The 23,129-nt window shown below is 65.9% G+C and carries 18 protein-coding genes and 1 pseudogene; 13 read left to right on the top strand and 6 right to left on the bottom strand.

Features of this window, described 5'->3' with window-relative positions:
* Positions 1-185: 185 nt before the first annotated feature.
* Positions 186-1,871: a phytoene desaturase family protein gene (locus C7W88_RS00465; RefSeq protein WP_370073153.1), complete on the top strand. Its 1,686-nt coding sequence runs from the start codon at positions 186-188 to the stop codon at positions 1,869-1,871.
* Entirely contained in the window at positions 1,831-2,580 is a 750-nt protein-coding gene (locus C7W88_RS00460) for a hydroxyneurosporene dehydrogenase (RefSeq protein WP_240344742.1), read from the top strand. The genes C7W88_RS00465 and C7W88_RS00460 overlap by 41 nt, the downstream gene beginning before the upstream one ends.
* On the opposite strand, the gene C7W88_RS22415 is transcribed toward C7W88_RS00460, so the two are convergent.
* Genes C7W88_RS22415 through C7W88_RS00440 form a run of 5 tightly spaced genes read right to left on the bottom strand, consistent with a single transcriptional unit; the run spans position 2,577 to position 7,612 of the window.
* The gene (locus tag C7W88_RS22415) at positions 2,577-2,720 is read right to left on the bottom strand and encodes a hypothetical protein (RefSeq protein WP_162895845.1); all 144 of its coding nucleotides are present in this window, start codon (positions 2,718-2,720) and stop codon (positions 2,577-2,579) included. The genes C7W88_RS00460 and C7W88_RS22415 overlap by 4 nt on opposite strands.
* Positions 2,717-3,610, bottom strand: coding sequence for an alpha/beta fold hydrolase BchO (gene bchO / locus C7W88_RS00455; RefSeq protein ID WP_118072103.1), 894 nt, complete (start codon positions 3,608-3,610; stop codon positions 2,717-2,719). Before bchO ends, C7W88_RS22415 begins: the two co-directional genes overlap by 4 nt.
* The gene (locus C7W88_RS00450) at positions 3,607-5,283 is read right to left on the bottom strand and encodes a magnesium chelatase subunit D (protein ID WP_240344741.1); all 1,677 of its coding nucleotides are present in this window, start codon (positions 5,281-5,283) and stop codon (positions 3,607-3,609) included. The genes bchO and C7W88_RS00450 overlap by 4 nt, the downstream gene beginning before the upstream one ends.
* Before the next feature lie 8 nt (positions 5,284-5,291).
* Positions 5,292-6,293 carry a magnesium chelatase ATPase subunit I gene (gene bchI, locus C7W88_RS00445; RefSeq protein ID WP_118072101.1) on the bottom strand — a complete coding sequence of 334 codons (1,002 nt, stop codon included), beginning with the start codon at positions 6,291-6,293 and terminating at the stop codon, positions 5,292-5,294.
* A gap of 44 nt (positions 6,294-6,337) precedes the next feature.
* Positions 6,338-7,612, bottom strand: a complete 1,275-nt coding sequence (locus C7W88_RS00440; protein ID WP_118072100.1) for a DUF3422 domain-containing protein — start codon at positions 7,610-7,612, stop codon at positions 6,338-6,340.
* A gap of 271 nt (positions 7,613-7,883) precedes the next feature.
* Between C7W88_RS00440 and C7W88_RS00435 the strand changes: the two genes are divergently transcribed.
* From C7W88_RS00435 to C7W88_RS00395, 10 genes and pseudogenes are all read left to right on the top strand, one after another.
* Positions 7,884-10,856 carry a TonB-dependent receptor gene (locus C7W88_RS00435; RefSeq protein WP_118072099.1) on the top strand — a complete coding sequence of 991 codons (2,973 nt, stop codon included), beginning with the start codon at positions 7,884-7,886 and terminating at the stop codon, positions 10,854-10,856.
* 125 nt (positions 10,857-10,981) lie between these two features.
* Complete coding sequence (locus tag C7W88_RS00430; RefSeq protein ID WP_118072098.1) at positions 10,982-12,529, top strand: tryptophan halogenase family protein; 1,548 nt, start codon at positions 10,982-10,984, stop codon at positions 12,527-12,529.
* Positions 12,526-13,245 (top strand): SapC family protein, encoded by a 720-nt coding sequence (locus tag C7W88_RS00425; protein ID WP_118072097.1) that lies wholly within the window; start codon positions 12,526-12,528, stop codon positions 13,243-13,245. The genes C7W88_RS00430 and C7W88_RS00425 overlap by 4 nt, the downstream gene beginning before the upstream one ends.
* Positions 13,223-14,259 (top strand): annotated as a pseudogene (locus C7W88_RS00420) (cupin-like domain-containing protein). The gene C7W88_RS00425 and the pseudogene C7W88_RS00420 overlap by 23 nt, the downstream one beginning before the upstream one ends.
* A complete protein-coding gene (locus tag C7W88_RS00415) occupies positions 14,256-15,758 on the top strand; it encodes a tryptophan halogenase family protein (protein ID WP_118072096.1) in 1,503 nt (500 codons plus the stop codon). The pseudogene C7W88_RS00420 and the gene C7W88_RS00415 overlap by 4 nt, the downstream one beginning before the upstream one ends.
* Positions 15,755-16,660 carry a family 16 glycosylhydrolase gene (locus tag C7W88_RS00410; protein WP_118072095.1) on the top strand — a complete coding sequence of 302 codons (906 nt, stop codon included), beginning with the start codon at positions 15,755-15,757 and terminating at the stop codon, positions 16,658-16,660. The genes C7W88_RS00415 and C7W88_RS00410 overlap by 4 nt, the downstream gene beginning before the upstream one ends.
* 6 nt (positions 16,661-16,666) lie before the next feature.
* Positions 16,667-17,737, top strand: coding sequence for a LacI family DNA-binding transcriptional regulator (locus tag C7W88_RS00405; RefSeq protein ID WP_118072094.1), 1,071 nt, complete (start codon positions 16,667-16,669; stop codon positions 17,735-17,737).
* Positions 17,734-18,255 carry a hypothetical protein gene (locus tag C7W88_RS23255; RefSeq protein WP_240344740.1) on the top strand — a complete coding sequence of 174 codons (522 nt, stop codon included), beginning with the start codon at positions 17,734-17,736 and terminating at the stop codon, positions 18,253-18,255. The genes C7W88_RS00405 and C7W88_RS23255 overlap by 4 nt, the downstream gene beginning before the upstream one ends.
* Positions 18,207-18,914, top strand: a complete 708-nt coding sequence (locus tag C7W88_RS23250) for an MFS transporter (protein ID WP_240344739.1) — start codon at positions 18,207-18,209, stop codon at positions 18,912-18,914. The genes C7W88_RS23255 and C7W88_RS23250 overlap by 49 nt, the downstream gene beginning before the upstream one ends.
* Positions 18,915-18,997: 83 nt before the next feature.
* The gene (locus tag C7W88_RS00395; protein ID WP_118072093.1) at positions 18,998-21,412 is read left to right on the top strand and encodes a glycoside hydrolase family 3 protein; all 2,415 of its coding nucleotides are present in this window, start codon (positions 18,998-19,000) and stop codon (positions 21,410-21,412) included.
* Positions 21,413-21,428: 16 nt separating this feature from the next.
* On the opposite strand, the gene C7W88_RS00390 is transcribed toward C7W88_RS00395, so the two are convergent.
* On the bottom strand, positions 21,429-22,031 hold the full coding sequence (locus tag C7W88_RS00390; protein WP_240344738.1) for a LysE family translocator: 603 nt from the start codon (positions 22,029-22,031) through the stop codon (positions 21,429-21,431).
* A 46-nt stretch (positions 22,032-22,077) separates the two neighbouring features.
* Between C7W88_RS00390 and C7W88_RS22410 the strand changes: the two genes are divergently transcribed.
* Positions 22,078-22,251 carry a hypothetical protein gene (locus tag C7W88_RS22410; RefSeq protein ID WP_162895844.1) on the top strand — a complete coding sequence of 58 codons (174 nt, stop codon included), beginning with the start codon at positions 22,078-22,080 and terminating at the stop codon, positions 22,249-22,251.
* Positions 22,252-23,129: the final 878 nt, after the last annotated feature.

Raw genomic sequence — 23,129 nt, 5'->3', positions numbered from 1 at the left:
CAGAACCCGGTTGCGCCAATGGGTCCAGCGGCGTCGCCACCGAGGGGGCCATTTGGGAGGGCTCTGCGCCGGCGGCGCATCCGTCAAGGGGGCAACGTCCAGCATATGTCCAAAAGATTGGACATTTGTGGTGTAAAGGTCAATTGTATTCGGTGGAGGGTTTCCCTCCGAGAGAGGAGCATGCCTTGGCATCGCGGGTGGCGATCATCGGCGCGGGCATCGGCGGCCTGACGGCAGCCGCGCTGCTGGCTGCGCGCGGGGCCGCCGTCACCGTCGTGGAGAAAGCCGCGCACCCCGGCGGCAAGGCGCGTCAGCTTATCGTTGACGGCGCCTCCATCGATGCCGGGCCCACCGTCTTCACCCTGCGTGACGTGTTCGAGGGCATCTTTGCTGCGTGCGGTGCCGACCTGGCCGACTTTGTCGACATCCGCCGCGCCGACGTGATCGCCCGCCACGCGTGGGGGCCGGAGCGGCATCTCGATCTCCATGCCGATCCGGAACTGAGCGAGCAGGCCATCGGTGACTTTGCCGGCGCTTCGGCCGCCGCAGGCTTCCGCGCCTTTCGCAAGGAGGCCGCGCGCATTCACGGCATCATTGACCGTCCGATGATGCGCGGCAGCAAGGTCAGCTGGCCGCTTCCGCTGATGTGGCGCATCGGCCTGTGGCGCATGGGCGATCTTCTGGCGATCCGGCCCTACGAATCGATGTGGAAGGTGTTGGGCGAACACTTTGCCGACCAGCGTCTGCGCCAGCTTTTCGCGCGCTATTCGACCTACTGCGGTTCCTCCCCGTTCGAGACACCGGCAACCTTGATGCTGATTGCCCACGTCGAGGCGCAAGGCGTCTGGCTGATCGAAGGCGGCATGAGCGCGCTGGCCGGAGCTCTGATGCGCCTTGCGCAGATGCACGGCGCGAAATTCCGTTTCAGTACCGGCGCCGCCCTCATAGAGACCGCACAAGGACGCACATCGGGCCTGATCCTCAGCAATGGCGAGCGGATTGCCGCCGATGCGATTGTCGCCAATGCCGATCCCGAGGCTCTCGCCGCAGGACGCTTCGGGCCTCTGGGCGCCATGGCGGTGCCATCGCATGGCGTGCGCAAGCGGTCGCTCTCGGCGATGGTCTGGCTGGCAAATGCCCGCACCTCGGGCTTCGCGCTGCAGCGCCACAACGTGTTCTTCTCGCCCGACTATGCCCGCGAATTCAGCGACATTCGCGGTGGGGCTCCGCCATGCGATCCCAGCGTCTATGTTTGCGCGCTCGACCGCGAGGGTGGGGCCGATGTGCCGCCGGGCCACCGTGAACGTCTGCAGATCATCGTCAATGCGCCCGCCAATGGCGACACCCATACTTACACCGAAGAGGAGAAGGCCCGGTGCACACAGGCCATGAGGCGCAGCCTTCAGCGTTGCGGACTGGAGCTGGAGGACAACTTTCCCCACACGCTGCTGACACCGAACGCCTTCGAGAACTTTTTGCCCTCGACCGGGGGGCGATCTATGGTCGGGCCTCGCACGGTTGGGCGGCGTCCTTCCTCCGGCAGGGTACGCGGACCCGGATCCCTGGGCTCTACTGCGCGGGTGGAAGCACCCATCCGGGGGCCGGGGTGCCGATGGCCGCCTTGTCCGGGCAACTGGCGATGCAGGCTGTGGTGCAAGACCTCGCTTCGATGCGCAGATCCCGCCCGGTGGTTATGGCTGGTGGTATGTCGATGCGATCAGCGAGTGCGGACGCCATGGGCTGACGATCATCGCCTTCATCGGCAGTGTATTTTCGCCCTACTACAAGAAAAGCGGCCGCGGCGATCCGCTGCAGCACTGCGCCTTGAACGTGGCGCTCTACGGCCCCGGCGCGCGCTGGACCATGACTGAGCGTGGGCGCGGCAGCGTCGCGCGCGATGCGGACAACCTGCAGATCGGGCCGAGCGCGGTGCGCTGGACCGGAGACTCGCTCGAAATCGATATCGAGGAGATGGACAAGCGGGTTGGGGTGCCGTGGCAGCGTCGTGTGGCCGGCAAGGTTCGCGTCTATCCCGAAGCGACCAACGACCGCGCCTTCTCGCTTGACCCGGAGGGGCGCCACCGCTGGCACTGCATTGCCCCGCGCGCGCGGATCGAGGTCCGGATGGAAAAGCCCGGTCTCAGTTGGAAGGGCAGCGCCTATCTCGATTCGAATTTCGGCGCGGAGTCGCTGGAGGAAGGCTTCCGCGTCTGGCACTGGTCCCGCGCCCATGGGCGCAGCGGGTCGGTGGTCTGCTACGAGGGCATCCGTCGCAATGGCCAGGGCTTTGCCAGCGCCCTGCGCTTCGGTGCGGACGGGGTGCCGCACGAGGAGGAAGCGCTGCCGCCGGTCGCGCCCTTGCCGAACACACTATGGCAGATGGAGCGCAAGACGCGGGCGGACAGAGGCCATGCCAGCGTCATCCGCACCTGGGAGGACGCGCCGTTCTATGCCCGCTCCACCCTGTCATCGCGCCTGTTCGGAGAGCCGGTCGTGGCGGTACAGGAAAGCCTTGATCTCGATCGTTTTTCTTCGCCAATCGTGCAGTTCATGCTGCCGTACCGGATACCGCAAGGCTAGTCTTCCGGGTTCTGCTTCTTCGCCTTGTCCTTGGCGATCTCGCGGTTGACTGACCATAGCTGATAGACGCCAAAGCCCAGCGCGATGACGGCGGTGAAGACGATTTCCACCCAGCCGAAGTGTTCGCTCATCGAATTCATGCTGGCTCTCCCTCCTTTTGCGCGCTTGCAGCGGCGAACGTGCGGATCAGTTCAGCGGCCTTCGCGGGGCACTCCTCATGCGCAAGATGCCCCAATCCCGGCAGCACTTCCACACGGCAATCGGGGATCAGCCTTGCGGCCTGTTCTACAGACGACAGCGGCACGGCGGTGTCGCCACTGGAATGGACCAGCAGCACGCGGTTTATCAACTGCGGCAGCAACCGGCTGAGCGCTTCAAGGTCCCAGCTTGCCATCATTTCCATCGCCCCGCCGCAGTGGTGATGATTGCCCATAAGCGCCTCGTAGGCGGCAATTCCCATGGCATCGATGGCAGAGCCTGTGGCGCGGCGCAGGAAGCGCCCGGTCTCGCCGGGAATGCGGGCAATGCCGGCCAGCATGCGCGGCACGAACGGGTTCACGAACAGCATCCTGGCCAGCGAAGGGAACAGCTTGGCGGCAAGGCCGGGGAAGGGCATCAGCGCGGGGTTGAAGCCGATCAGGGGTGTGGCTGCGCCCTGCAAATGGACGGCCTCGATTGCTATGGCCGCGCCCGCGGAGTGGCCGACCATCAGCGATGGCTTATGGTCCAGCGCATCGAGCAGATCGATCACGGCACTTGCCATGCCGGGCAGCGTCAAGCCTTGGCGCGGACGGCCTCTGGTAAAACCGTGGCCGGGCAGGTCGGGGGCGATCACTGTGAAGTCCTGCGCCAGCAGTGGCAGCACGTCGCGCCAGCTGTGCGTTGCCGCGCCGGTGCCGTGGAGCAGCAGGATCGTCGGCCCCTCGCCGGTGACCTGAACATGCCATCTGAGCCCGGGCGTCTCCACGAAGCGGCTTGCCTCGCGGTTGGGCCAGTTCCGGCCTTCGACGTTCCAGCGTGGCCCGCTCATGCGCGTTTCTTCTGAGGCTCGGCAGCAAGCGTCACCGCCGCCTTGAGCGCCTTGGCATCGGCGAAGGGCAGCGGCAGGTAGCGCGCCCGCATGGCTTCGGCGATACGGGCAGCTTCGGGCCGAGGGCGCGGGGAAATGTCGATCACCACGGCATCAAGACCCGCGCTGGCAATTCCCCGTGCGGCGGTCAGCGCGTCGGCATTGGCCTGGGCGCGGCCGGATGAGCCGTCTGCGCCGATGTTCGCGCTGCCGTCGGTTAGGAATACGAGAAACGGTGTGCGGCCGCGGCTCATCACGGCATCTGCCAACTGGCGGGTCAGGGCAATGCCGCGGGCAAGCGGGGTGCCGCCGCCGCCGGGCAGTTCGGCAAGGGCGCGTTTGGCGCGGGTCAGTGAGCGCGTGGGCGGCAGCAGCAGGTCTGCCTCGGTCCCACGGAAAGCGACCAGCGCCACTTCGGCACGCTTCACATAGGCCTGGGCAAGGATCAGCTCGACCGCGCCCTTGGCCTCGGACAGGCGGGCGAGAGCTGCCGAGCCTGAGGCATCGACCGCAAAGATGGTGACCGTCGTGGCGCATTCCTCGAAGCGGCGGACCCTGAGGTCGTCGCGACGAAAGCGGATCGGGCCGGCACCTGCGGGAGCCGGATCGCGCCTGCGCAAGGGCTGCCACGGGATCGCCGCGCGAAGGGTATCGACGAGCGCCATGCGAACACCGCCGCCGGGCATGCCCGGGCGCGCACCAAGGGGCTTGCCGCGCAGTGCCGAACCGGTGCGGCGTCCAGCGCCTCCGCCACGCGCCGACCGCTGTGCGCGACCGGATGCGATCAGTTCGAGCACATCAGGCGGGATCATGGCGCGGGCCGCTTCGATCAGCAGGTCTTCGGGCAAGTCCGGCGCGCTGTCGTCATCGTCGTCGTTGTCCGGGCGCTCTGCCTCTTCCGGCTCTCGCTCCGGTTCGGGAGGCGGGGGCGCTTCGGGTTCGGGCGGCAGCTGCGTCGCGCGCGGAGCAAGGACGAGGCGGGTTGCGGCTTCAAGGTCGGTGCGGCGGACGGTGTCTTGTCCACCAAGCACCGCGTGCGCCCTTGTAACCGCAGCGGCTTGCAAGAGCGGGCGGATCGACGCGATGCCAAGCGCTGTTGCAGTGGCAGCAAGGGCTGACATCGCCTCGCTTTCGAGCGCGGCCGCGCGGCCTGCATCGCAGGGCTCGGGCATCTCGCAGTGCAGGTCTGCCGCACGCACCCCTTGCAGGCTGAGGTCGAAAGCCACCCGTTCCATCAGGGCCAGCGGCGGGCGCTCGTCCGGGCCTTCGCCATCGTCGAGCAGGACGAGCAGGAAGCCGCCGCCATTGTCGAGCGCCTGGGCGATCCGGCCCGCAGTGTCCGTGCGCAGGCGTTCCGCCATGGGCACGACCAGCACGCCGCCCGCCACCTCAGCCAGCAAGCCGCGTTGGAGAACCAGCGAACCCGTGGCGAGGCTGGCGGCAATGTCTGTGCCACCGGTCAGCCGGTCCTCATCGATATGACCGGGCAGGCGGCGGAAGGACGTGCCCTCGGGAAGCAATCCGCGCAGCGCTTGCAAAACGAGATCGCGCGCCGGTCCGCCGCCGCGGAGCACCATGCCGCCAAGCTTTCGGTCTGCGGCCAGCAGGCGCGCTGCCAAGAGCGCATCTGCCATCGCATTTGTCATTTGAAATGTTCGGCGATCGCGCGATCAATCCGTGCGGTCGATCCGCTTTCGTCGAGCACGTCGCGGCGCAGGCGGTGGCGCAGGGCCATCGGCGCAACGTGAAGCAGGTGATCGCGCTTGACCACCTTTGCGCCCTTCAGCGCCGCATAGGCGCGCGCGGCGCGCATCAGGGTGAGTTCGCCACGCAGGCCGTCAACGCCCACGGCGCTGCAGATCCCGGCGGCATCGATCAGCACGCTATCCGGCACCTCGATCTTCGCCAGCTTCTTCTGCCCGCGCGCGATCTGCTGCAGGACTTTCTCGTCCTCCTCGGCCCACTGCGAGGCAAATGCCTCGCTGTCGGCATCGTGCGAGGCGCAGCGGCGCATGATTTCGACGCGGTTCTCGATCTCGCGCGGGGTGCGCACTTCGACCGAAAGGCCGAAGCGGTCGAGCAGCTGCGGGCGGAGTTCACCCTCTTCCGGGTTGCCGCTGCCGATCAGCACGAACTTTGCCTTGTGGCGCACCGACAGCCCCTCGCGCTCCACCACGTTCTCGCCCGAGGCGGACACGTCGAGCAGCAGGTCGACCAGATGGTCTTCGAGCAGGTTGATCTCGTCGATGTAGAGGAAGCCGCGGTGCGCCCGCGCCAGCAGCCCCGGTTCAAACGTCTTTTCCCCGGTGCGCAGCGCGCGTTCCAGATCGAGCGAGCCGAGCACCCGGTCTTCCGTGGCGCCCAGTGGCAGATCGACGAACGGCACCGGCCGCTTGCTGGCCTTGTTCGATTCGCAGGGGCCAGGGCAGGAATGCGGCGCATCGGGCGAGCAGCCATAGCGGCAGCCGTCCATCACCATGATCGGCGGCAGCAGGCTGGCGAGGGCGCGGGCAGCGGTGGACTTGCCTGTCCCACGGTCACCAAACACCATCACTCCGCCGATGGAGGGATCGACCGCTGCGATCAGGAGCGCGAGCTTCATCTCGTCCTGACCGACGATCGCAGAGAAGGGGAAGCGCGCCATCTGTCCAGAAGTGTGGACACATATGGCCGTCAGGACAAGCGGAATTATTGCCGATCAGAAGTCTTGATCAATCGGTCCTTGAGTGTGTGCATCGTCCACCACACGCCCAGCACCATCGGCAGCACCAGCAAGCCGATCACGAACTCGTCCGAAACGCCCAATGCGCTGTCGGGCACGGCATAGAGCGCGTACTTGATCAGCCCCAGAACATAGTAGCTGAGCGCCACCGCAGACAGGCCCTCGACCAGCTGCTGCAAACGCGCCTGCATCGATATCGACTGCTCCATCGACCGCAGCAGCTCGGCATTCTGGTTCTCGATCCGCGTATCGATCCGCGCGCGCAGCAGCGACGTCAGCTGCTCGGTGCGTTCGCCGATGCGCTCGATCCTCTCGCTGGTGGCGATGCAGGTGTTCATGGCCGGGCGGAAGCGGCGCTGGGTGAAATCAACCAGCGAGGCGTAACCCTCGACCGGCTGCACGTCGAGCTGCTCCAGACGCTCCTCGACGATCTGCCCGTAGGCGCGGGTGGCGTCCATGCGGAACGAGATCGCGGTTGCGACCGAGGCAAGATCGAGCGCGAGGCGTGACAGTTCCTCAAGCAGGCTGTCGTCGCGCGCGTCGCTGTCGGCGATGCGGTTTGCCAGATCGCTCAGGCGTTCTTCGGCTGCATCCAGCTTGGGCCAGCATTCGCGGGCAACCGGCAGGCCGAGCAGCGCCTTGTTGCGATAGTTGCCCAGTTCCTGCAGGCGCTGGATCTGGCGGGTCAGATCGCGCCGGTCGATGCCGTTGGCCGCGGCGAGCAACCGCCCGAAGCCATCGTCCTTCAGCCGGAAGTCCGACCATATGCGGATTCCGCCGCCCAGCGTGCTGGAAACAAGTTCATCGCGATTGATTGGGTGGCGATGGAGAACCTGCTCGACGTCGGCATCGCTTTGCGCCAGCCACACGCGCGTGCTGCGCACGATCTGGCCGGGTAGGGTGCGTGCCCAGGCGATGGCGGCCGACAGCTCTGCATCGTCAGTCGGATCGAGAAAGCCCTCGTCGTCGCAGGGCGCACAAAACAGCGTCAGGCTGCTGCCTTCGCTCTGGCGTTCCCAGGTGAAGGTGACCCTCTCGTTGATCCGGCCTTCGCGGTGCGTCGGATTGCCGACGTTGTCAGTGCTCTCCGTCAATGCCTCGATGGCGGAGAGTTCCTCGGCACGCTCGCTGTCGTCGATCGCAAGGACCCACTGCACGATATGGCAAGGCACCGGCAAGGGCGGCCAGCGCCGCAAATGCATCTCGCCAACGGCCCTGCTTCGAAGGTCATGGTCGCGCATCGGTGGAAATCCCTGACGCGGCTGGCAGGAGAGAGGCACCATTGACGCCGCCGCTTGGCCAAAACGCTATGCCAAGAGTGGCGCGCCACCAAACGGATTTCCGTGGTTTCGTGCAAGTGCCTGCCGGGATTGCCCAAAAGAACTAGGCTTTCGCGCGATGGGCGCCGAAGCCCCTTGACCGCGTGAACGTTCTCAATTAGGTGAACGTTCACAAGAGCGCTGATGGCGAGCATTTCGCGTGGCAGTGCCGAGGTTGTAAAAGGGGAGGATCATGAAGGTTTCCATGACACGTTCCGCTGCCGTTCGTGCAGCCAGCATGGGTGCCCTTGCACTCGCACTCGCCGGGCAGGCCGTCCACGCGCAGGAAGCGCCGCAGGATGCCGCTGCTCCGGCTGAAGAAGGCGAAGCCATCGTCGTCACCGGCATCCGCGCCTCGCTGTCGAAGGCTCTCGACATCAAGCGCAGCGCGCAGGGCGTCGTCGATGCGATCTCCGCCGAAGATATCGGCAAGTTCCCCGATACCAACCTTGCCGAATCGCTGCAGCGCATCACCGGCGTTTCGATCGATCGCAACAGTGGTGAAGGCTCCACCGTCACCGTTCGCGGCTTCGGTCCGGACTTCAACCTTGTCCTGCTCAACGGCCGCCAGATGCCTGCCTCCAGCCTCGGCGGCAGCAGCGGCGCCCCGGCCTCGCGTTCGTTCGATTTCGCCAACCTTGCTTCCGAAGGCATTGCCGGCGTCGAAGTCTACAAGTCGGGCCGCGCCTCGCTGGCCACCGGCGGCATCGGTTCGGTCATCAACATCAAGACTGCCAAGCCGCTCGAGCGCCCCGGCTTCCATGGCAGCATCGGCGCCAAGGCGGTCTACGACACCTCGCTGTTCGACGGCACAAGCATTACCCCTGAAGTCTCGGGCATCATCAGCGATACCTTTGCCGACAACCGCATCGGCGTGCTGCTGACCGGTTCGTATCAGGACCGCAAGGCCAGCCAGGCGCAGTTCAACGCGGGCTGGCGTGAAGGCTATCTCGGTTCGGAAAACAATTGGGGTTCGCTGGCGCAGCCCGGCACGCCGGGTGCTGCCAACATCCAGAACCGCCCCGGCCCGAACGACATCTACCAGGTCACGCAGAACGCCGGCTACGATTTCACCACGTTCCGCCGCAAGCGCATCAACGGCCAGGCCGTGGTGCAGGTCAAGCCGACCGACACGCTGACTGCCACGGTGGACTACACCTTCTCGCAGAACACCATCGACGCCCGCACCAACTCGATCGGCGTGTGGTTCAACCACGGCGATACTTCCAGCAGCTGGACCGATGGCCCGGCGGCCGGCCCGAACTTCTATGCCGAGAACTTTGGCCCCGGCAAGGACCTCGCCATCACCGGTGCGGTTGCGGCCAACCGCTCGCGCAACCAGTCGATCGGCGGCAACCTCAAGTGGGACGGTCCCGGTGGTCTTCGCCTCGAACTCGATGGCCACCACTCGACCGCCGAGAGCAAGCCGACCAAGCCTTATGGTTCGGGCATTGCCGTTGGCAGTGCGATCTTCGGCGTGAAGTCGCAGAAGGTCGATTACACGTCCGACATGCCGGTCATCAGCGTGCAGATGTATCCGGGCTCCGAGATCAAGGCCTCGAATATCCGCCCTGCCGGCAACGCCTTCCGCACCGCCTACATGCGTGACGAGATCAACGAGGTCACCTTCCGCGGTGGGTATGACTTCGATGCCTCGTTCATCGACAGCCTCGATTTCGGCGTTACCTACACCGAGAACAAGGTGCGGTCGGCATTCGGCGTGATCCAGAACGATACCTGGGGCGGCACGCTCTCGGCAGCTGAAACCCCGGACGATCTTTACCAGATCCGCGATCTGCCCAAGGATCTTTCCGGCATGTCGGGTTCGCAGGATGCCTCGATCATCCCGAACTACTTCAACATCGACACCGACGGCCTGATCCGTCTGCTCGACAGCAAGATCGGGATCTGCAGCACCGCCGTTACGGCCGGCACCTGCATCGCCAAGTACACGACCGACCGCACCGTCCGCGAACGGACCTGGGCGCCGTATGTGCAGACCAAGCACTCGTTCGATCTGGGCGCGGGCACGGCAAACCTGCGCCTCGGCCTTCGCTACGAGAAGACCAAGGTCGATTCGACCGCGCAGGTTCCAATCCCGGTCCGCACCATCTGGACTGGCGGCAATGAAACCGCGATCGATTACGGCAACCCGCAGCAAGTCGCTGCCGCCTCGCTCAAGGGCGAGTACGAGAACTGGCTGCCGGCAATCGACTTCGACATGGAGCCGGTCCGGAACGTCCGCCTGCGCGCCAGCTACAGCCAGACGATCACGCGTCCCGACTATGCCTCGCTGCAGGGCGGCACCACGCTCGCCTCGCCGATCCGCATCGGTGGCAGCACGGCGTCGAGCGGCAATCCGGGCCTGCTGCCGTACAAGTCGAACAACGTCGATCTTTCGGCTGAATGGTATTACGCGCCGACCAGCTACGTTTCGGTGGGCTTCTTCCACAAGGTCGTGAAGAACTTCATCAGCCAGACGCAGGTCAACCAGCCCGCGTTCGGCCTGACCAACGCTGCCGCCGGCGCCAATGCCGCAGCCGCACGGGCAGCGCTGGGTCCGAATGCCACCGCGCAGCAACTGCTCGACTACATCGGCGCAAACTTCCCCTCGACGGTCATTCGTGACAACAACGGGGTGGTCACCGGTGTCGTCGGCCAGGCGTCCGATCCGCTCGTCAACTTCATCACCACGCAGCCGACCAACAGCGACCAGAAGGCCAAGCTGTGGGGTTGGGAATTCGCGGTCCAGCACAGCTTCTGGGATACCGGCTTCGGTGCGATCCTGAACTACACCGTGGTGAAGAGCGACACGAAGTTCGACAACACCCTGCGCTACACCATCCCGCAGTTCGCGGTGAACGGGGTCAGCGACAGTGCCAACGCCGTGCTGTTCTACGACAAGAACGGTCTGCAGGCGCGCGTTGCCTATAACTGGCGTGACGGGTTCCTCTCGGGCTACGGCTTCGATCCGTACTACGTGAAGGCCTATGGCCAGTTCGACGCCAGCGCATCGTACGAAATCCGCAAGGGCGTGACGGTGTTCGTCGAAGGCATCAACATCACCAACGCCGACCGCAAGGGCTATCAGCGCAACAACCAGACCGTGTTCTTTGCGGCACCGGGTTATGCGCGCTATGCTGCCGGTGCGCGGTTTACTTTCTGAGCCTGACGGGATGACCTTCGGGTAACGAAGAACCGGCGGCCCGTATTGCTTCGGCAGTGCGGGCCGCAGGGGTTTTGAAGACTGAGAGGCTGGCCGGATCAACCGGTGGCCGAAACGGGTGAGAGATGATCGGGTCGGTGAAGCAGGTTGTCATCGTCGGAGGCGGCACCGCAGGGTGGCTTTCGGCGTGCCTGCTTGCCGCGCGACGGCCCGAACTTGCCATCACCCTCGTCGAGGCGCCGGATATCCCGACCATCGGCGTGGGCGAGGGCACCTGGCCGACCATGCGCGAAACGCTCGCCACCATCGGAATTCACGAGGCGGAGTTCCTCAGCCAGTGCGACGCTTCGTTCAAGCAGGGTTCGCGCTTCGATGGCTGGGTCGATGGTTCTGCGCAGGACAGCTACCTTCATCCGTTCACGCCGCCCCCGCCGGGCGACATGGCTGCCATGCTGCAGGCGTGGCGCGCGCAATCGCCGGACCTTCCCTTCGCCACGCTGATGACGCCGCAAGCTGCGGCCTGCGACGAGAACCTCGCGCCACGCCAGCGCGCCATGCCCGATTACGCCGGGGCGCTGAACTACGGCTATCATCTCGATGCCGGCAAGTTTGCCGCGCTTCTGAAGCGCCATGCGACGACGCGGCTCGGCGTGACGCATATCTCGGCGCAGGTGACTGCCGTTGCCGACGACGAGGCGGGCAACATCGCCAGTCTTAGCCTGCACGACGGGCGGACAATTGCCGGTGACTTCTTCATCGATTGCTCCGGGCTCGCCGCGATCCTGATCGGTGACCACTGCGGCGTGCCGTGGGTGGACCGGTCCGACGTGTCCTTCAACGACAGCGCGCTTGCCCTGCAGGTGCCGGTCGAACCCGGCAGCGCGATTGCCTCGCAGACGATCGGCACCGCGCACGAAGCGGGCTGGATCTGGGACATTGCCCTGCCGACGCGGCGCGGCATCGGCTGCGTGTTCTCCTCGCGCTTCATGGACGATGCGCGCGCCGAGGACGTGCTGCGCTCCTATGTTGCGGCGAAGATGCCGGGGACGGACCTATCCGCGCTGCGCCCCCGCAAGCTGACTTTCTCGACCGGCCACCGCCAGCGTTTCTGGCAGGGCAACTGCCTCGCCGTGGGTCTCTCGGCCGGCTTCATCGAACCGCTCGAAGCCTCGGCCATCGTCACCATCGAGCTGTCGATCAAGGCGCTCGCCGAAAACTTCCCGCGCCGCGCGGCGACGATGGGCCTGCTGGCCGATCGCTTCAACGAACTGTTTCGCTACCGCTGGGACCGCATCGTCGAATTTCTCAAGCTGCACTATGTCCTGAGCCGTCGGCCCGAGCCCTACTGGCTGGCGCAGCGCGATCCCGCCACGATCCCGCCACGGCTTGCCGAGGTGCTGGAACTCTGGCGCGACCAGCCTCCCTCGGCGTGGGACTTCCCACGCATGGACGAACTGTTCTGCGCGGCGAGCCAGCAATACGTTCTCTATGGCATGGGCTTCCCCGTGCCGACCGGAGCGCACAACGCGGCGGCCTCGCAGACCCTTGCCGAAGTGCGCCAGCGTTCGCGCGCACTGGCGGCGGCGCTGCCTTCGAACCGGACCTATCTCGATGCCCTGCGCCCTGCCGCGGCGGCAGACTCAATCGTCATGCACGGAGCGGCAGTGAAATGAGCAACCACGCAGTCCTCAATCCCGCCGATCACGGCGAGTTGCGCATCGACACTTCCGCCAGCGCCGAACTTGGCGACAACGTCATGGCCTGTGCCACGGTCCCGGCCGAGTTCCGCTCGGTTCAGGCGCACTATCCCATCGTCCTGCGCCGCGATCTTGCGACCGGCAAGCTGGAAGCGCTGGCGCTGCTGGGCTTCGAGACGGGGGAGAACCTGTTCCTGCGGGATGGTGCATGGGATGCACCCTACCGCCCGCTTTTCATGGCGATCCGCCCGTTCCTTGTCGGCCGCGCGGCGACGCCCGATGGCGTGGGCCAGGTCCACGTCGATCTCGACCACCCCCGCATCAGCAGGACGGGCGAGGGCGTGCGTGTGTTCGATGCGAGCGGCCAGCCCACGCCCTACCTTGAGGACATCGCCGCCAAGCTCGGTGATCTCGACCACGCCCACCGCGAATCCGCCGACTTCTTCGCCGCGCTCGACCGCTATGACCTTGCCGAGTCCTTCACCCTCGAAGTCACGCTCGATGACGGCGCGAAGAACTCGCTGGTCGGCTATCACACGATCAACGAGGAAAAGCTCTCCGCCCTCGATGGCCCTGCGCTGCAAGACCTCATGGCCAGCGGCCACCTCGCGCGGATCTACATGATCATCGCCTCGCTCTCCCACTTCGGCGATCTGGTCGCGCGCAAGAATGCCAAGGTTGCCGGTGGCTGAAACAACTGCCCTGAAGCTTCCTGCAGTCGCTGAGAGGACACTCGAACACCTGAGCGATCTCGACGCCATGCTGCAGGGCGCGCGCGAACCGTTCGTGCTGCGCGGGCTGGTGCGCGACTGGCCGCTGGTACAGGCGGGCCTTGAATCCGCCCGCGCCGCCCGCGCCTATCTGGTCGAGCGCGCGCGGCCAGTGCCGTTCACCGTCTCGCTGGCCGACCCCGGCAGCGGCGGACGCCTGTTCTATGACGCTGCCATGCAAATGAACTTCCGTACCGCGCGCGGCAAGCTGGCGGATATCTTCGCCGGGTTCGATGCCAACGAAGGCAGCGCCGATCATCCGGTGATCTACCTCGGCTCGATCGACGTGCCGACGCACTTCCAGAGCGTCGACGCCGAGAACCGCGTAGACCTCGGCACGCGCGATCCGATCACCAGCCTGTGGATCGGATCGCCCACCCGCATCGCCGCGCACAACGACTTTCCCGACAACCTTGCCTGCTGCGTCGCCGGGCGTCGCCGCTTCACGCTGTTCCCGCCCGAGCAGTTCCGCAACCTCTACCTCGGCCCCATCGACAACACCCGGCGGGCCGCGCGGTCAGCATGGTCGACTTCGCCGCGCCCGACTTCGACGCGCACCCGCGCTTCGCCGAGGCGCTGGCGCATGGACAGGTGGCCGAGCTTGAACCCGGCGATGCGTTGTTCATCCCCTCGATGTGGTGGCACCATGTCGAGGCGACAGAACCGTTCAACATCCTGCTCAACTACTGGTGGCGCGATACGCCGCGCTACATGGGCCAGCCGCAGACCGCGCTGACCCACGCCCTGCTCGCCATCCGCGACCTGCCCGAGGCGGACCGCGCGGTGTGGCGCGAGCTGTTCGACTACTACGTGTTCTCGGGCGGCGATGAAGCCCGCGCCCACATTCCCGAAGAGGGCCAGGGCGCGCTCGGCCCCATCGACGCGCAGGGCGCTGCCCGCATTCACCAGTTCATCCTGAGGAGCCTCAGCCAATGACCGCTTCGCATCTGCCCCGCCGCATCGTCATTGCCGGAGGTGGCACCGCCGGATGGATGGCCGCCGCCGCGCTTGCCCGCACGCTTGGGCCGGTCGCGCAGGTCACGCTGGTCGAGAGCGAGCAGATCGGCACGATCGGCGTCGGCGAAAGCACGATCCCGCCGCTGGTCACCTACAACCGCCTGCTCGGCATCAACGAGGCCGAGTTCATGCGCGCCACGCAGGCGACGTTCAAGCTGGGCATCAATTTCGAGAACTGGCGGGTCGAGGGCGAGAACTACTTCCACTCTTTCGGCGGCACCGGCAAGGATCACTGGTCGGCAGGCTTCCAGCACTTCTGGCTCCACGGTCTGGAGCGCGGCCACACTGAGCCCTACGGCGAATACTGCCTTGAACTGAAGGCAGCGGAAGCAGGCAAGTTCGCGCACTTGCCGGACGACCGGATGAATTACGCCTACCAGCTCGATTCCGGCCTCTATGCCAAGTTCCTGCGCACCATGGCCGAGGCCGATGGCACCATGCGGATCGAGGGCAAGATTGCCCGCGTCGAACTCGATGGCGAGAGCGGCGATATAGCGGCGCTGGTCCTGGAGGGCGACCGCCGCATCGAGGGTGACCTGTTCATCGACTGCACCGGCTTTCGCGCGCTGCTGATCGAAGGCGCCTTGCGCGCAGGCTACGACGACTGGACCCACTGGCTGCCCTGCGACAGCGCCATCGCCATCCAGACATCGAGCGTGCGCCCGCCCGTGCCTTATACCCGCGCCATCGCGCACGAGGCGGGCTGGCAGTGGCGCATTCCGCTGCAGCACCGCCAGGGCAATGGCGTGGTCTATTGCAGCGACTACCTTTCCCACGAAGCCGCACTCGAAAAGTTGCTCTCTACGGTCGAGGGCGAGAAGCTGGTCAAGCCCAACCACATCCGCTTCCGTACCGGGGCGCGGCGCAAGCAATGGCACCGCAACTGCGTGGCGGTGGGGCTTTCGGGCGGGTTCATGGAGCCGCTCGAGTCTACCTCGATCCACCTGATCCAGCGGGCCATCCTGCGCATCGTGCGGATGTTGCCGGCGGGCGTCATCAGCCAGCGCGACATCGACGAGTTCAACGACCAGCAGTTCACCGACATGGAGCAGATCCGCGACTTCCTGGTCCTGCACTACAAGGCGACCGACCGCCGCGACACGCCGTTCTGGCGGCATTGCGCCAGCATGGAAGTGCCCGCCAGCCTCGAGCACAAGATGGAACTGTTCCGCGAAACCGGCCGCGTGTTCCGCAAGAACGAGGAGCTTTTCGCGGAGAACTCGTGGGTGCAGGTGATGATGGGGCAGGGGATCAACCCGCAAAGCCACCACCCCGTCGCCGCCAAGCTGCGCGACGAGGAACTGAGGCATCTGCTTGGCAGTTTGCGCGAACAGGTCAGCCGCACGGTTGCCGCGCTGCCATCGCATGGCGATTACGTGGCGCGCTATTGCGGCGCGCAGGTTCCGGCCGCGGCATGAGTTTTCTGCTTCTGGCTGCAGCGGCGGTCCAACCCGATTGGCAACTCGTGTGGGCCGACGAGTTTGACGGCACCACGCTTGATCGCAATCATTGGGTCCTTGCCGAGGATTGTTGGGGCGGCGGCAACGAGGAGCGCCAGTGCTACACTGCGCGCAAGGCCAACCATCGCGTGAGCGGCGGAGTGCTGGAGATCATCGCCCAGCGCGAGGACTTCACCGGCCCGGCATACCCTCGCGACCAGCGCGACAGCATGGAGAAGTCCGAGGCGAAGCGGTCGAAGCCGTTCACTTCCGCCCGTCTTTCAACCGCCGGAAAGGCGGCGTGGCTCTATGGCAAGGTACAGGTGCGCGCGCGACTGCCGCAGGGGCAAGGCACCTGGCCGGCAATCTGGATGCTGCCGGAGGACTGGGCCTATGGCGGGTGGGCACGTTCGGGCGAAATCGACATCATGGAGGCGGTCAACCTCGGCGAGCCTTGCGAGACTTGCGAGGGCGGCCGCGAGAACCATGTGCTGGGCACGATCCACTTCGGCGGGCAGCCGCCGCGCAACCGCTATATCTCGGAGCAAACGCAGCTCCCCGATCCGACCGCCTTTCACACTTACGAGGTGGAGTGGGACAAGGATGGCATGGTCTGGCGCGTCGACGGCAAGGACTATGCCCGCCGCATGCCCCATGAATGGCACACGCTGGGGTCTGACAAGCCGGGCGCGCCGTTCGACAAGCCCTTCCACCTGATCCTCAACCTCGCCATCGGCGGGCACTTGCCAGAGGGGCGCAACACCAAGGGCGTGGACGCTTCCGGCTTTCCCAAGGCAATGGCGGTTGACTGGGTCCGCGTATGGCAAAAGCCCGGCGAAGCCGCTAACGCGGGCGTGGGAACGAAGAGCGGGGGTAACTGAGCTACCATGGCGCGAAGGCGGCAGGCGGTAACCATCAAGCACGTGGCGGCCGATGCGGGCGTCTCGCTGCAGACGGTCAGCCGCGTGATCAACAACGAGGCCAATGTCCGGCCCGAGATGCGCGAGAAGGTCCAGGCCTCGATCGACAAGCTGGGCTACGTGCCCTCGATCGCGGCGCAGCGGATGAGCGGATCGCGCTCCTACCTGATCCTCGCCCTCAACGACCGCGAACGCACGATTGCCGACTGGCGGGCGAGGCAGGGCACCGACTGGGTCGACCAGATGCTGCTGGGCGGCATGCTCGAATGCGCCGAACATGGCTATCGCCTGATCTTCGAACTTGTCGATACCCACAACGATCACGTCGAGCGTGAACTGGGCGCGGCGATTGCAGCGCTACAGCCCGATGGCGCGATCCTCACCCCGCCGCACTCTGACAATCCGCAGATCCTCGAGACGCTGACCCGCCACCACGTGCCGTTCGCGCGGATCGGCGCGCAAGTGCACGAGGAAGGGCTGCCCGATGGCATCATGGTTTCGATGGACGACGAAGGCGGCGCACGCACGGCGACGCGGCATCTGATCGAGCTTGGCCACAAGCGCATCGGCTTCATTTCCGGGCCATCGGAGTATCGCCTCTCGGCCAAGCGCATCGATGGCTGGAAGGCCGAGATGGAGGCAGCGGGGCTCGCCACCGCGGGCCTGCTCGAGGCCGGGGACTTCACCTATGCCTCTGGCGTGCGGGCCGCTCGCGCCTTGCTCGCCAGCCTCGATCGGCCGAGCGCGATCATTGCCAGCAACGACCAGATGGCGCTGGCCACGGTCGAGATTGCCGACGAACTGGGCCTTGCCATTCCGGCGGACCTGTCGCTGGTTAGCTTCGACAACACCCCACTGGTGCGCTTCACCCGGCCCGCGCTGACCGCCGTCGATCAGCCGATTGCCGAGACGACGGCCACGGCGGTGCGCAGCCTGATTGCGGTGCAGAAGGGCGAAGAGGTTGCAGGCGCGGTGATCCTCCCAATGGGCTTTGAGGTCCGTGGCTCCACCGGCCCGGCAGCGGCCTGCGGGGCGTGATCGCCGGACAGACCCGAGAACACCGCTTTCTTGCGCTCTATGCATTGGCGTGGGCTGGGTCGACGATTGCCTACGTCCCGTTCCTGACCCTGCTGCTGCCGATGCACGTGGGCGATCTGGCGGGAAGCGAGGCCGTGCGCTGGCTGGCTGCAACGACGTTTCTGGGCGCGATTGCCGCCAGCTTGTGCAACATCGCCTTTGGCTGGGCGAGCGACCTTGTCGGCAGGCGCCGCCCCTTCGTGCTGGCGGGTCTGCTGCTCTCCAGCGTCATGCTCCAGATTGCGCCGCGCACCGGGACCTTGCTTTCGCTGACCGCGGTGATCGCGCTGTGGCAGGTCGGGCTGAACATGATGCTCGGACCGCTGTCTGCGTGGGCCGGGGATCAGGTGCCGGACGGGCGCAAGGGGCTGCTTGGTGGTCTGCTCGCTTTCGCCCCGGCTTCGGGCGCGCTTGCCGGGCCTTGGCAACTTTGGGCGACGCCTTCTCGCTGGAAACGCGCTTTGCCGTCGTGGGCGTGATCGTGGCGCTTTGTGTCCTCCCGCTCGTGCTGCTGGGTGAGGACGGTTTTGCGCAAGGCGTGGCAAAGCCGGCCGAGGGAAGCGCTGTTGCGCGCAAGGTTCTCAAGGGCATGGCGACGCGCATGTGGCTGGCCCGCCTGCTGGTGCAGATCTCCGAAGCCTCGCTGTTTGCCTTCTTCTACCTGTGGCTGCGCTCGGTCGATCCGGGCCTTGCCGACGGCGCGATTGCCCGCGTCCTGCTGACGGCGATGGTCATCGGCGCGCTGGTCGCGCTTGTGGCCGGCGGCCGGGCAGACCGCACCGGGCAGCCGGTTTCACCGCTGGTGCTTTCGTCAGTCGGCGCTGCGCTGGGACTGATCATCATGGCGCTTGCCGCAGGGCGCGACGGCGCGATTGCCGGGTACATCCTGTTCGGTCTTTCGACTTCGGCGTTCCTGGCGCTGCATAGCGCCCACACCCTGCGGGTCCTGCCCGACAGCGCGCGGCGCGGGCGCGATCTCGGGCTGTTCAACCTGACCAACACGATCCCGTCGCTGGCGATGCCTGCGCTGACCTTGGCGCTTGTGCCAAGCCTCGGCTTCAGCGCGCTTTTCGTGGTTCTGGCGTTGCTCGCGCTTTGCGCAACCGTGCTTCTCATCGGATTGCGACGGGCTGCCTGACAGCCGTTTCGTCAAGGGTTGATTTCCGCTCGCAAACATGTGAGACGTTCGATTGAGAACGTTCACAGAATTTGGGGAAGTCGATGTCGAAGGGAAGCCTGCGTCCTGCCATGGCAAGTGTGGTGGCGCTATCATTCCTGCTGGCCGCTGCGCCGGTAACAGCGCAGGAAAGCGCGGTGGCCAATCCGGCGAACTGGCCGGTTGCTCACAGTCCGTCGACCATCACCGACGCCAGGACCGAGCGGGCCATCACCAGGCTGCTGCGCAAGCTGACGGTCGAACAGAAGGTCGGCCAAGTGATCCAGGGCGATATCAGCTCGATCAAGCCTGAAGACCTTGCCCGCTATCCGCTCGGGTCGATCCTCGCCGGTGGCAACAGCGGCCCTTATGGCGACGAGCGTGCCGATGCCGCCAAGTGGCTCAAGCTGGTAAACGAGTTCCGCGCCGCTTCGCGCAAGGCGGGGGCGGGCGTGCCGATCCTGTTCGGGGTCGACGCGGTCCACGGTCATTCGAACCTGCCGGGAGCCACGATCTTTCCGCACAACGTCGGGCTTGGTGCGGCGCATGACGCCGATCTGATCAAGCGCATCGGTGTGGCGACGGCGGCCGAGGTCGCGGGCTCTGGCATCGAATGGACTTTCGCCCCGACGCTCGCCGCCCCGCAGGACCTGCGCTGGGGCCGCGCCTATGAGGGTTATTCGAGCGATCCGGCGGTGATCGCCAGCTATTCGAAGGCGATGGTCGAGGGGCTGCAGGGCCCGTTGCTTGCCGGAAAGCCGCTGACGACCGAGAAGGTTGCCGCCAGCGCCAAGCACTTCCTTGCCGATGGCGGAACCGAACATGGCAAGGACCAGGGTGATGCCAAACTGGCCGAACCCGAACTCGTCCGCCTGCACGCACAGGGCTATCCCGTTGCCATCGACGCCGGGGCACTGACTGTCATGGCCAGCTTCTCGAGCTGGAACGGCGCAAAGAACCACGGCAACCGCTCGCTCCTGACCGACGTGCTCAAGAAGCGGATGGGCTTCGAGGGGCTGGTCGTCGGCGACTGGAACGGGCATGGTCAGGTTGAGGGCTGCACGCCGACCGACTGCGCCGCCTCGATCAACGCCGGGCTCGATCTCTACATGGCGCCCGACAGCTGGAAGGGTCTGTACGACAACACCTTGCGTCAGGTGCGCGATGGCACAATCCCGATGGCGCGGCTGGATGACGCAGTGCGGCGCATCCTGCGGGTGAAGTACAAGCTTGGGCTGATGGGGCCTAAGCTGGTCGAGCGTGGCGATCCCGCAGCCGTGGGGGCGCAGGCGCATCTCGACGTGGCACGCGAGGCCGTCGCCAAGTCGCTTGTCCTGCTCAAGAACGAAGGGTCGGTCCTGCCGATCAAGCCGGGTGCCAAGGTGCTGGTGACGGGGCCGGGCGCCGACAGCATGGCGATGCAGGCCGGTGGCTGGACGATCACCTGGCAGGGCACCGACACGACGGGCGCCGATTTCCCCAAGGGCCGCACCATCGGTCGCGCGATCGTCGAGGCCGTGGCCGAAGCGGGCGGTTCCGCCGAGATTGCCAAGGGGCAGGGCGCGGTCAAGCCCGATGTCGCCATCGTGGTGTTCGGCGAACAGCCCTATGCCGAGTTTCAGGGCGATGTGCCGAACCTGCTGTTCCAGTCGCGCGAGGGCGAACTGGAGCTGATGAAGCAGCTCAAGGCCCAAGGCGTGCCGGTGGTGGCGCTGTTTTTGTCGGGCCGTCCGATGTTCGTGGGACCTGAGATGAACGTGGCCGATGCCTTCGTCGCGGCGTGGCAACCGGGCTCGCAGGGGCAGGGCGTGGCCGATGTGCTGGTCGCGCGCAAGGACGGCAAGCCGCCGCGCGATTTTACCGGGACGCTCCCGTTTGATTGGCCGCGCGATGCCCGTTCGCCGATGGTGGAGCCGCTGTGGCGCGTCGGCCATGGTCTCAGTTACGCAAAGCCCGCGAGCGTCGGCAAGGTCAACGAGGACCCTCGCGTCGAGGTGGGCAGCCTGCTGAGTGAAACGACCTTCATCCGTGCCGGCAAGGTGATCGAACCGTGGCGGCTGGGGCTGGACAGCGTGGTCACCATGCGCGCGGTCGATGTGGCGGCGCAGGAAGACGCGCGGCAGTTTACCTGGGGCGGCAAGGGCGACATCGCGCTCGACGGGCCGGTGGTGGATATGCAGCGCCACCTCAATGGCGGCTTTGCGTTGCGGCTCGACTGGCGGCTCGATGCGCGCGGGTCGGGGCCGGTGATGGTTGCCTTTGCGGGCGTGAAGCTGGACGTCAGCCAGAGCCTTGGGGCTGCGGGCAAGCCAGCGACCCTGCGCATCCCGCTGACCTGCTTTGCCGAGCATGGCGCGAAACTGAATGCAGTCGGTTCGCCCCTGCGCCTGAGCGCGGACAAGGGCTTCACGGTGAGTGTGCGCAACGCCCGCATCGAGGGCGTGGGCGAGACGATTCCGTGCCCGCCCTTCGTCCAGTAAGGCCTTAGGGAGTGCCCTAGCGGATCGGCGTGAGCAGGAAGGACGCTGCCACGCCGAGAATGATCAGCGCGAAAATTCGGCGGACCGTGCGCGTCCGCCGGGGATCCGACAGCCAGCCTTGGGCACGGGCTCCGGCAAGCACGATCGCGCAGTGGATCAGCGTGGCGATGGCCGTGCTGACGAAGCTGAGCAGGAGGGCGTTGCCAAGGCCAAGGGTTTCCCCACCAAGGAATTGCGGGGCGACGACCACGAAGAACAGGTAGGCCTTCGGATTGAGCAGGTTGATCAGCGCGCCGGTGGCAAAGGCGCGCCCGGTGGTGCCGTTGGCAGCAGGCGTTTCCTTGCCGGCGCCGCGCCAGGCTTCGACCGCGAGCCAGACCATCATCAGCGCGCCCGCGATGCGCAGGCCGTTCCACAAGGCGGGGAAGCTCTCGAGCAGGGCGGCGAGGCCGAGGGCCGCAAGCGCGCCGTTGGCGAGGAGACCGAGCGCGACGCCGGCCACCGCAGCCATGCCGTTTCGCCTGCCTTCAGTCGCAGCGAGGCCTGCCAGCCATGCCATGTTCGGGCCGGGCGTCAATTCGATCAGCAATACGGCAAGGGCGAAACCGACGATGTCCAAGCCTTGGGTCCTTGTGGGTGAAGGACTTGCAGTGGACGCGGCCACAATGGAACGCAAGCATATGAAGGATCATCCGCTGGCGAGTGCGGACGGTAACGCCGGTGGGAAGCTGACAGATCGCGCGACCGGTGCGGTGCCGTTGTGGCACGCAAGGGATGGGGCGCGGGACCGGGTGCGAGTGGCCGGGGGCGGTTCCGGGCCCCTGATCGGCTCAGCCTGATGGTCGGACATAGGTGAGAGGACGAAGCTTTGGCAGCGGCTCGCGGGCTGCCTTGGCTTCTGGCAAGCGGCTGCGTGAAAAGAACCTGTCGTTTGTGCTGACAAGTCGCACAATCATGGCGGGTTCCGCATCCGCAGCGTCGCTCAGGGTTCGGCGCCGTGCTATCAGCCCTGGGGTGTCCTGTCTGTCCTTGGGTAACGGCAGGTCTTGCCCGGTGGGTCTTGGGCTTTACGCCCCTTGTTGAACCCGCGCGCACCTGCCGCACCGATCGCGCCGGAAGCATCGGCACACAGCGTCAGCTTCCGAAGGAGAGGAGCGGGTTGGCCTTGTGCCCTCTCCTGACCTGTGGGCGGGGCGTATAACCTATATGGTTCGTTTTGTCAAGGTGGCTTGAGTTGGTTCACGCGGAGACGCGGAGAAGAAAAGGGAGACGCGGAGGGAAAGGGAGAAAGGGGTTTCGCGCAGAGACGCGGGGGAGCGGAGCGCGCAGAGAAGAAGAAAGGTCTGGAGGCGGCTTCTCCGCGTCCCCTTTTCTTCTCTGCGCCTCTGCGTGAAACAGAAAAAAATGCCCAGCCCGGGTCAAGCCCGGGGCGGCGGTTGTGTTTGTGGTGTGTGGGGTGTGGGTCGGGCGGTTGGGCGGTTGGGCGCACTGTACCGGCAAAGTCAGGACCGGGACGGCAGGAATCTCCTGGCTTCCGAGCATGAAATTGCGGGACAGACGTGGCGCTGCCCCATGGCGAAAACCGGGGCGGGCGGGGGCACTGCGGCTGGATTCAAATAGGCCGCTATTTTCGGAAACGAAAAGCAGCGAAAAATCCCGAAGACAAACCCGGCCATCGCCAAGCCAATTGGACGAGGCCGCCTTCGGGAGGATAACA

The organism is Novosphingobium sp. THN1, assembly GCF_003454795.1.
Lineage (GTDB): Bacteria > Pseudomonadota > Alphaproteobacteria > Sphingomonadales > Sphingomonadaceae > Novosphingobium.
This window is presented reverse-complemented; position numbering and strand designations above follow the sequence as displayed.

Bases quoted from the DNA above. Each gene is read 5' to 3' on its own strand.
- C7W88_RS22415 (WP_162895845.1), bottom strand. From the start codon at position 2,720: ATGAATTCGATGAGCGAACACTTCGGCTGGGTGGAAATCGTCTTCACC.
- bchO (WP_118072103.1), bottom strand. From the start codon at position 3,610: ATGAGCGGGCCACGCTGGAACGTCGAAGGCCGGAACTGGCCCAACCGC.
- C7W88_RS00450 (WP_240344741.1), bottom strand. From the start codon at position 5,283: ATGGCAGATGCGCTCTTGGCAGCGCGCCTGCTGGCCGCAGACCGAAAG.
- bchI (WP_118072101.1), bottom strand. From the start codon at position 6,293: ATGGCGCGCTTCCCCTTCTCTGCGATCGTCGGTCAGGACGAGATGAAG.
- C7W88_RS00440 (WP_118072100.1), bottom strand. From the start codon at position 7,612: ATGCGCGACCATGACCTTCGAAGCAGGGCCGTTGGCGAGATGCATTTG.
- C7W88_RS00435 (WP_118072099.1), top strand. From the start codon at position 7,884: ATGAAGGTTTCCATGACACGTTCCGCTGCCGTTCGTGCAGCCAGCATG.
- C7W88_RS00430 (WP_118072098.1), top strand. From the start codon at position 10,982: ATGATCGGGTCGGTGAAGCAGGTTGTCATCGTCGGAGGCGGCACCGCA.
- C7W88_RS00425 (WP_118072097.1), top strand. From the start codon at position 12,526: ATGAGCAACCACGCAGTCCTCAATCCCGCCGATCACGGCGAGTTGCGC.
- C7W88_RS00415 (WP_118072096.1), top strand. From the start codon at position 14,256: ATGACCGCTTCGCATCTGCCCCGCCGCATCGTCATTGCCGGAGGTGGC.
- C7W88_RS00410 (WP_118072095.1), top strand. From the start codon at position 15,755: ATGAGTTTTCTGCTTCTGGCTGCAGCGGCGGTCCAACCCGATTGGCAA.
- C7W88_RS00405 (WP_118072094.1), top strand. From the start codon at position 16,667: ATGGCGCGAAGGCGGCAGGCGGTAACCATCAAGCACGTGGCGGCCGAT.
- C7W88_RS00395 (WP_118072093.1), top strand. From the start codon at position 18,998: ATGTCGAAGGGAAGCCTGCGTCCTGCCATGGCAAGTGTGGTGGCGCTA.
- C7W88_RS22410 (WP_162895844.1), top strand. From the start codon at position 22,078: ATGGAACGCAAGCATATGAAGGATCATCCGCTGGCGAGTGCGGACGGT.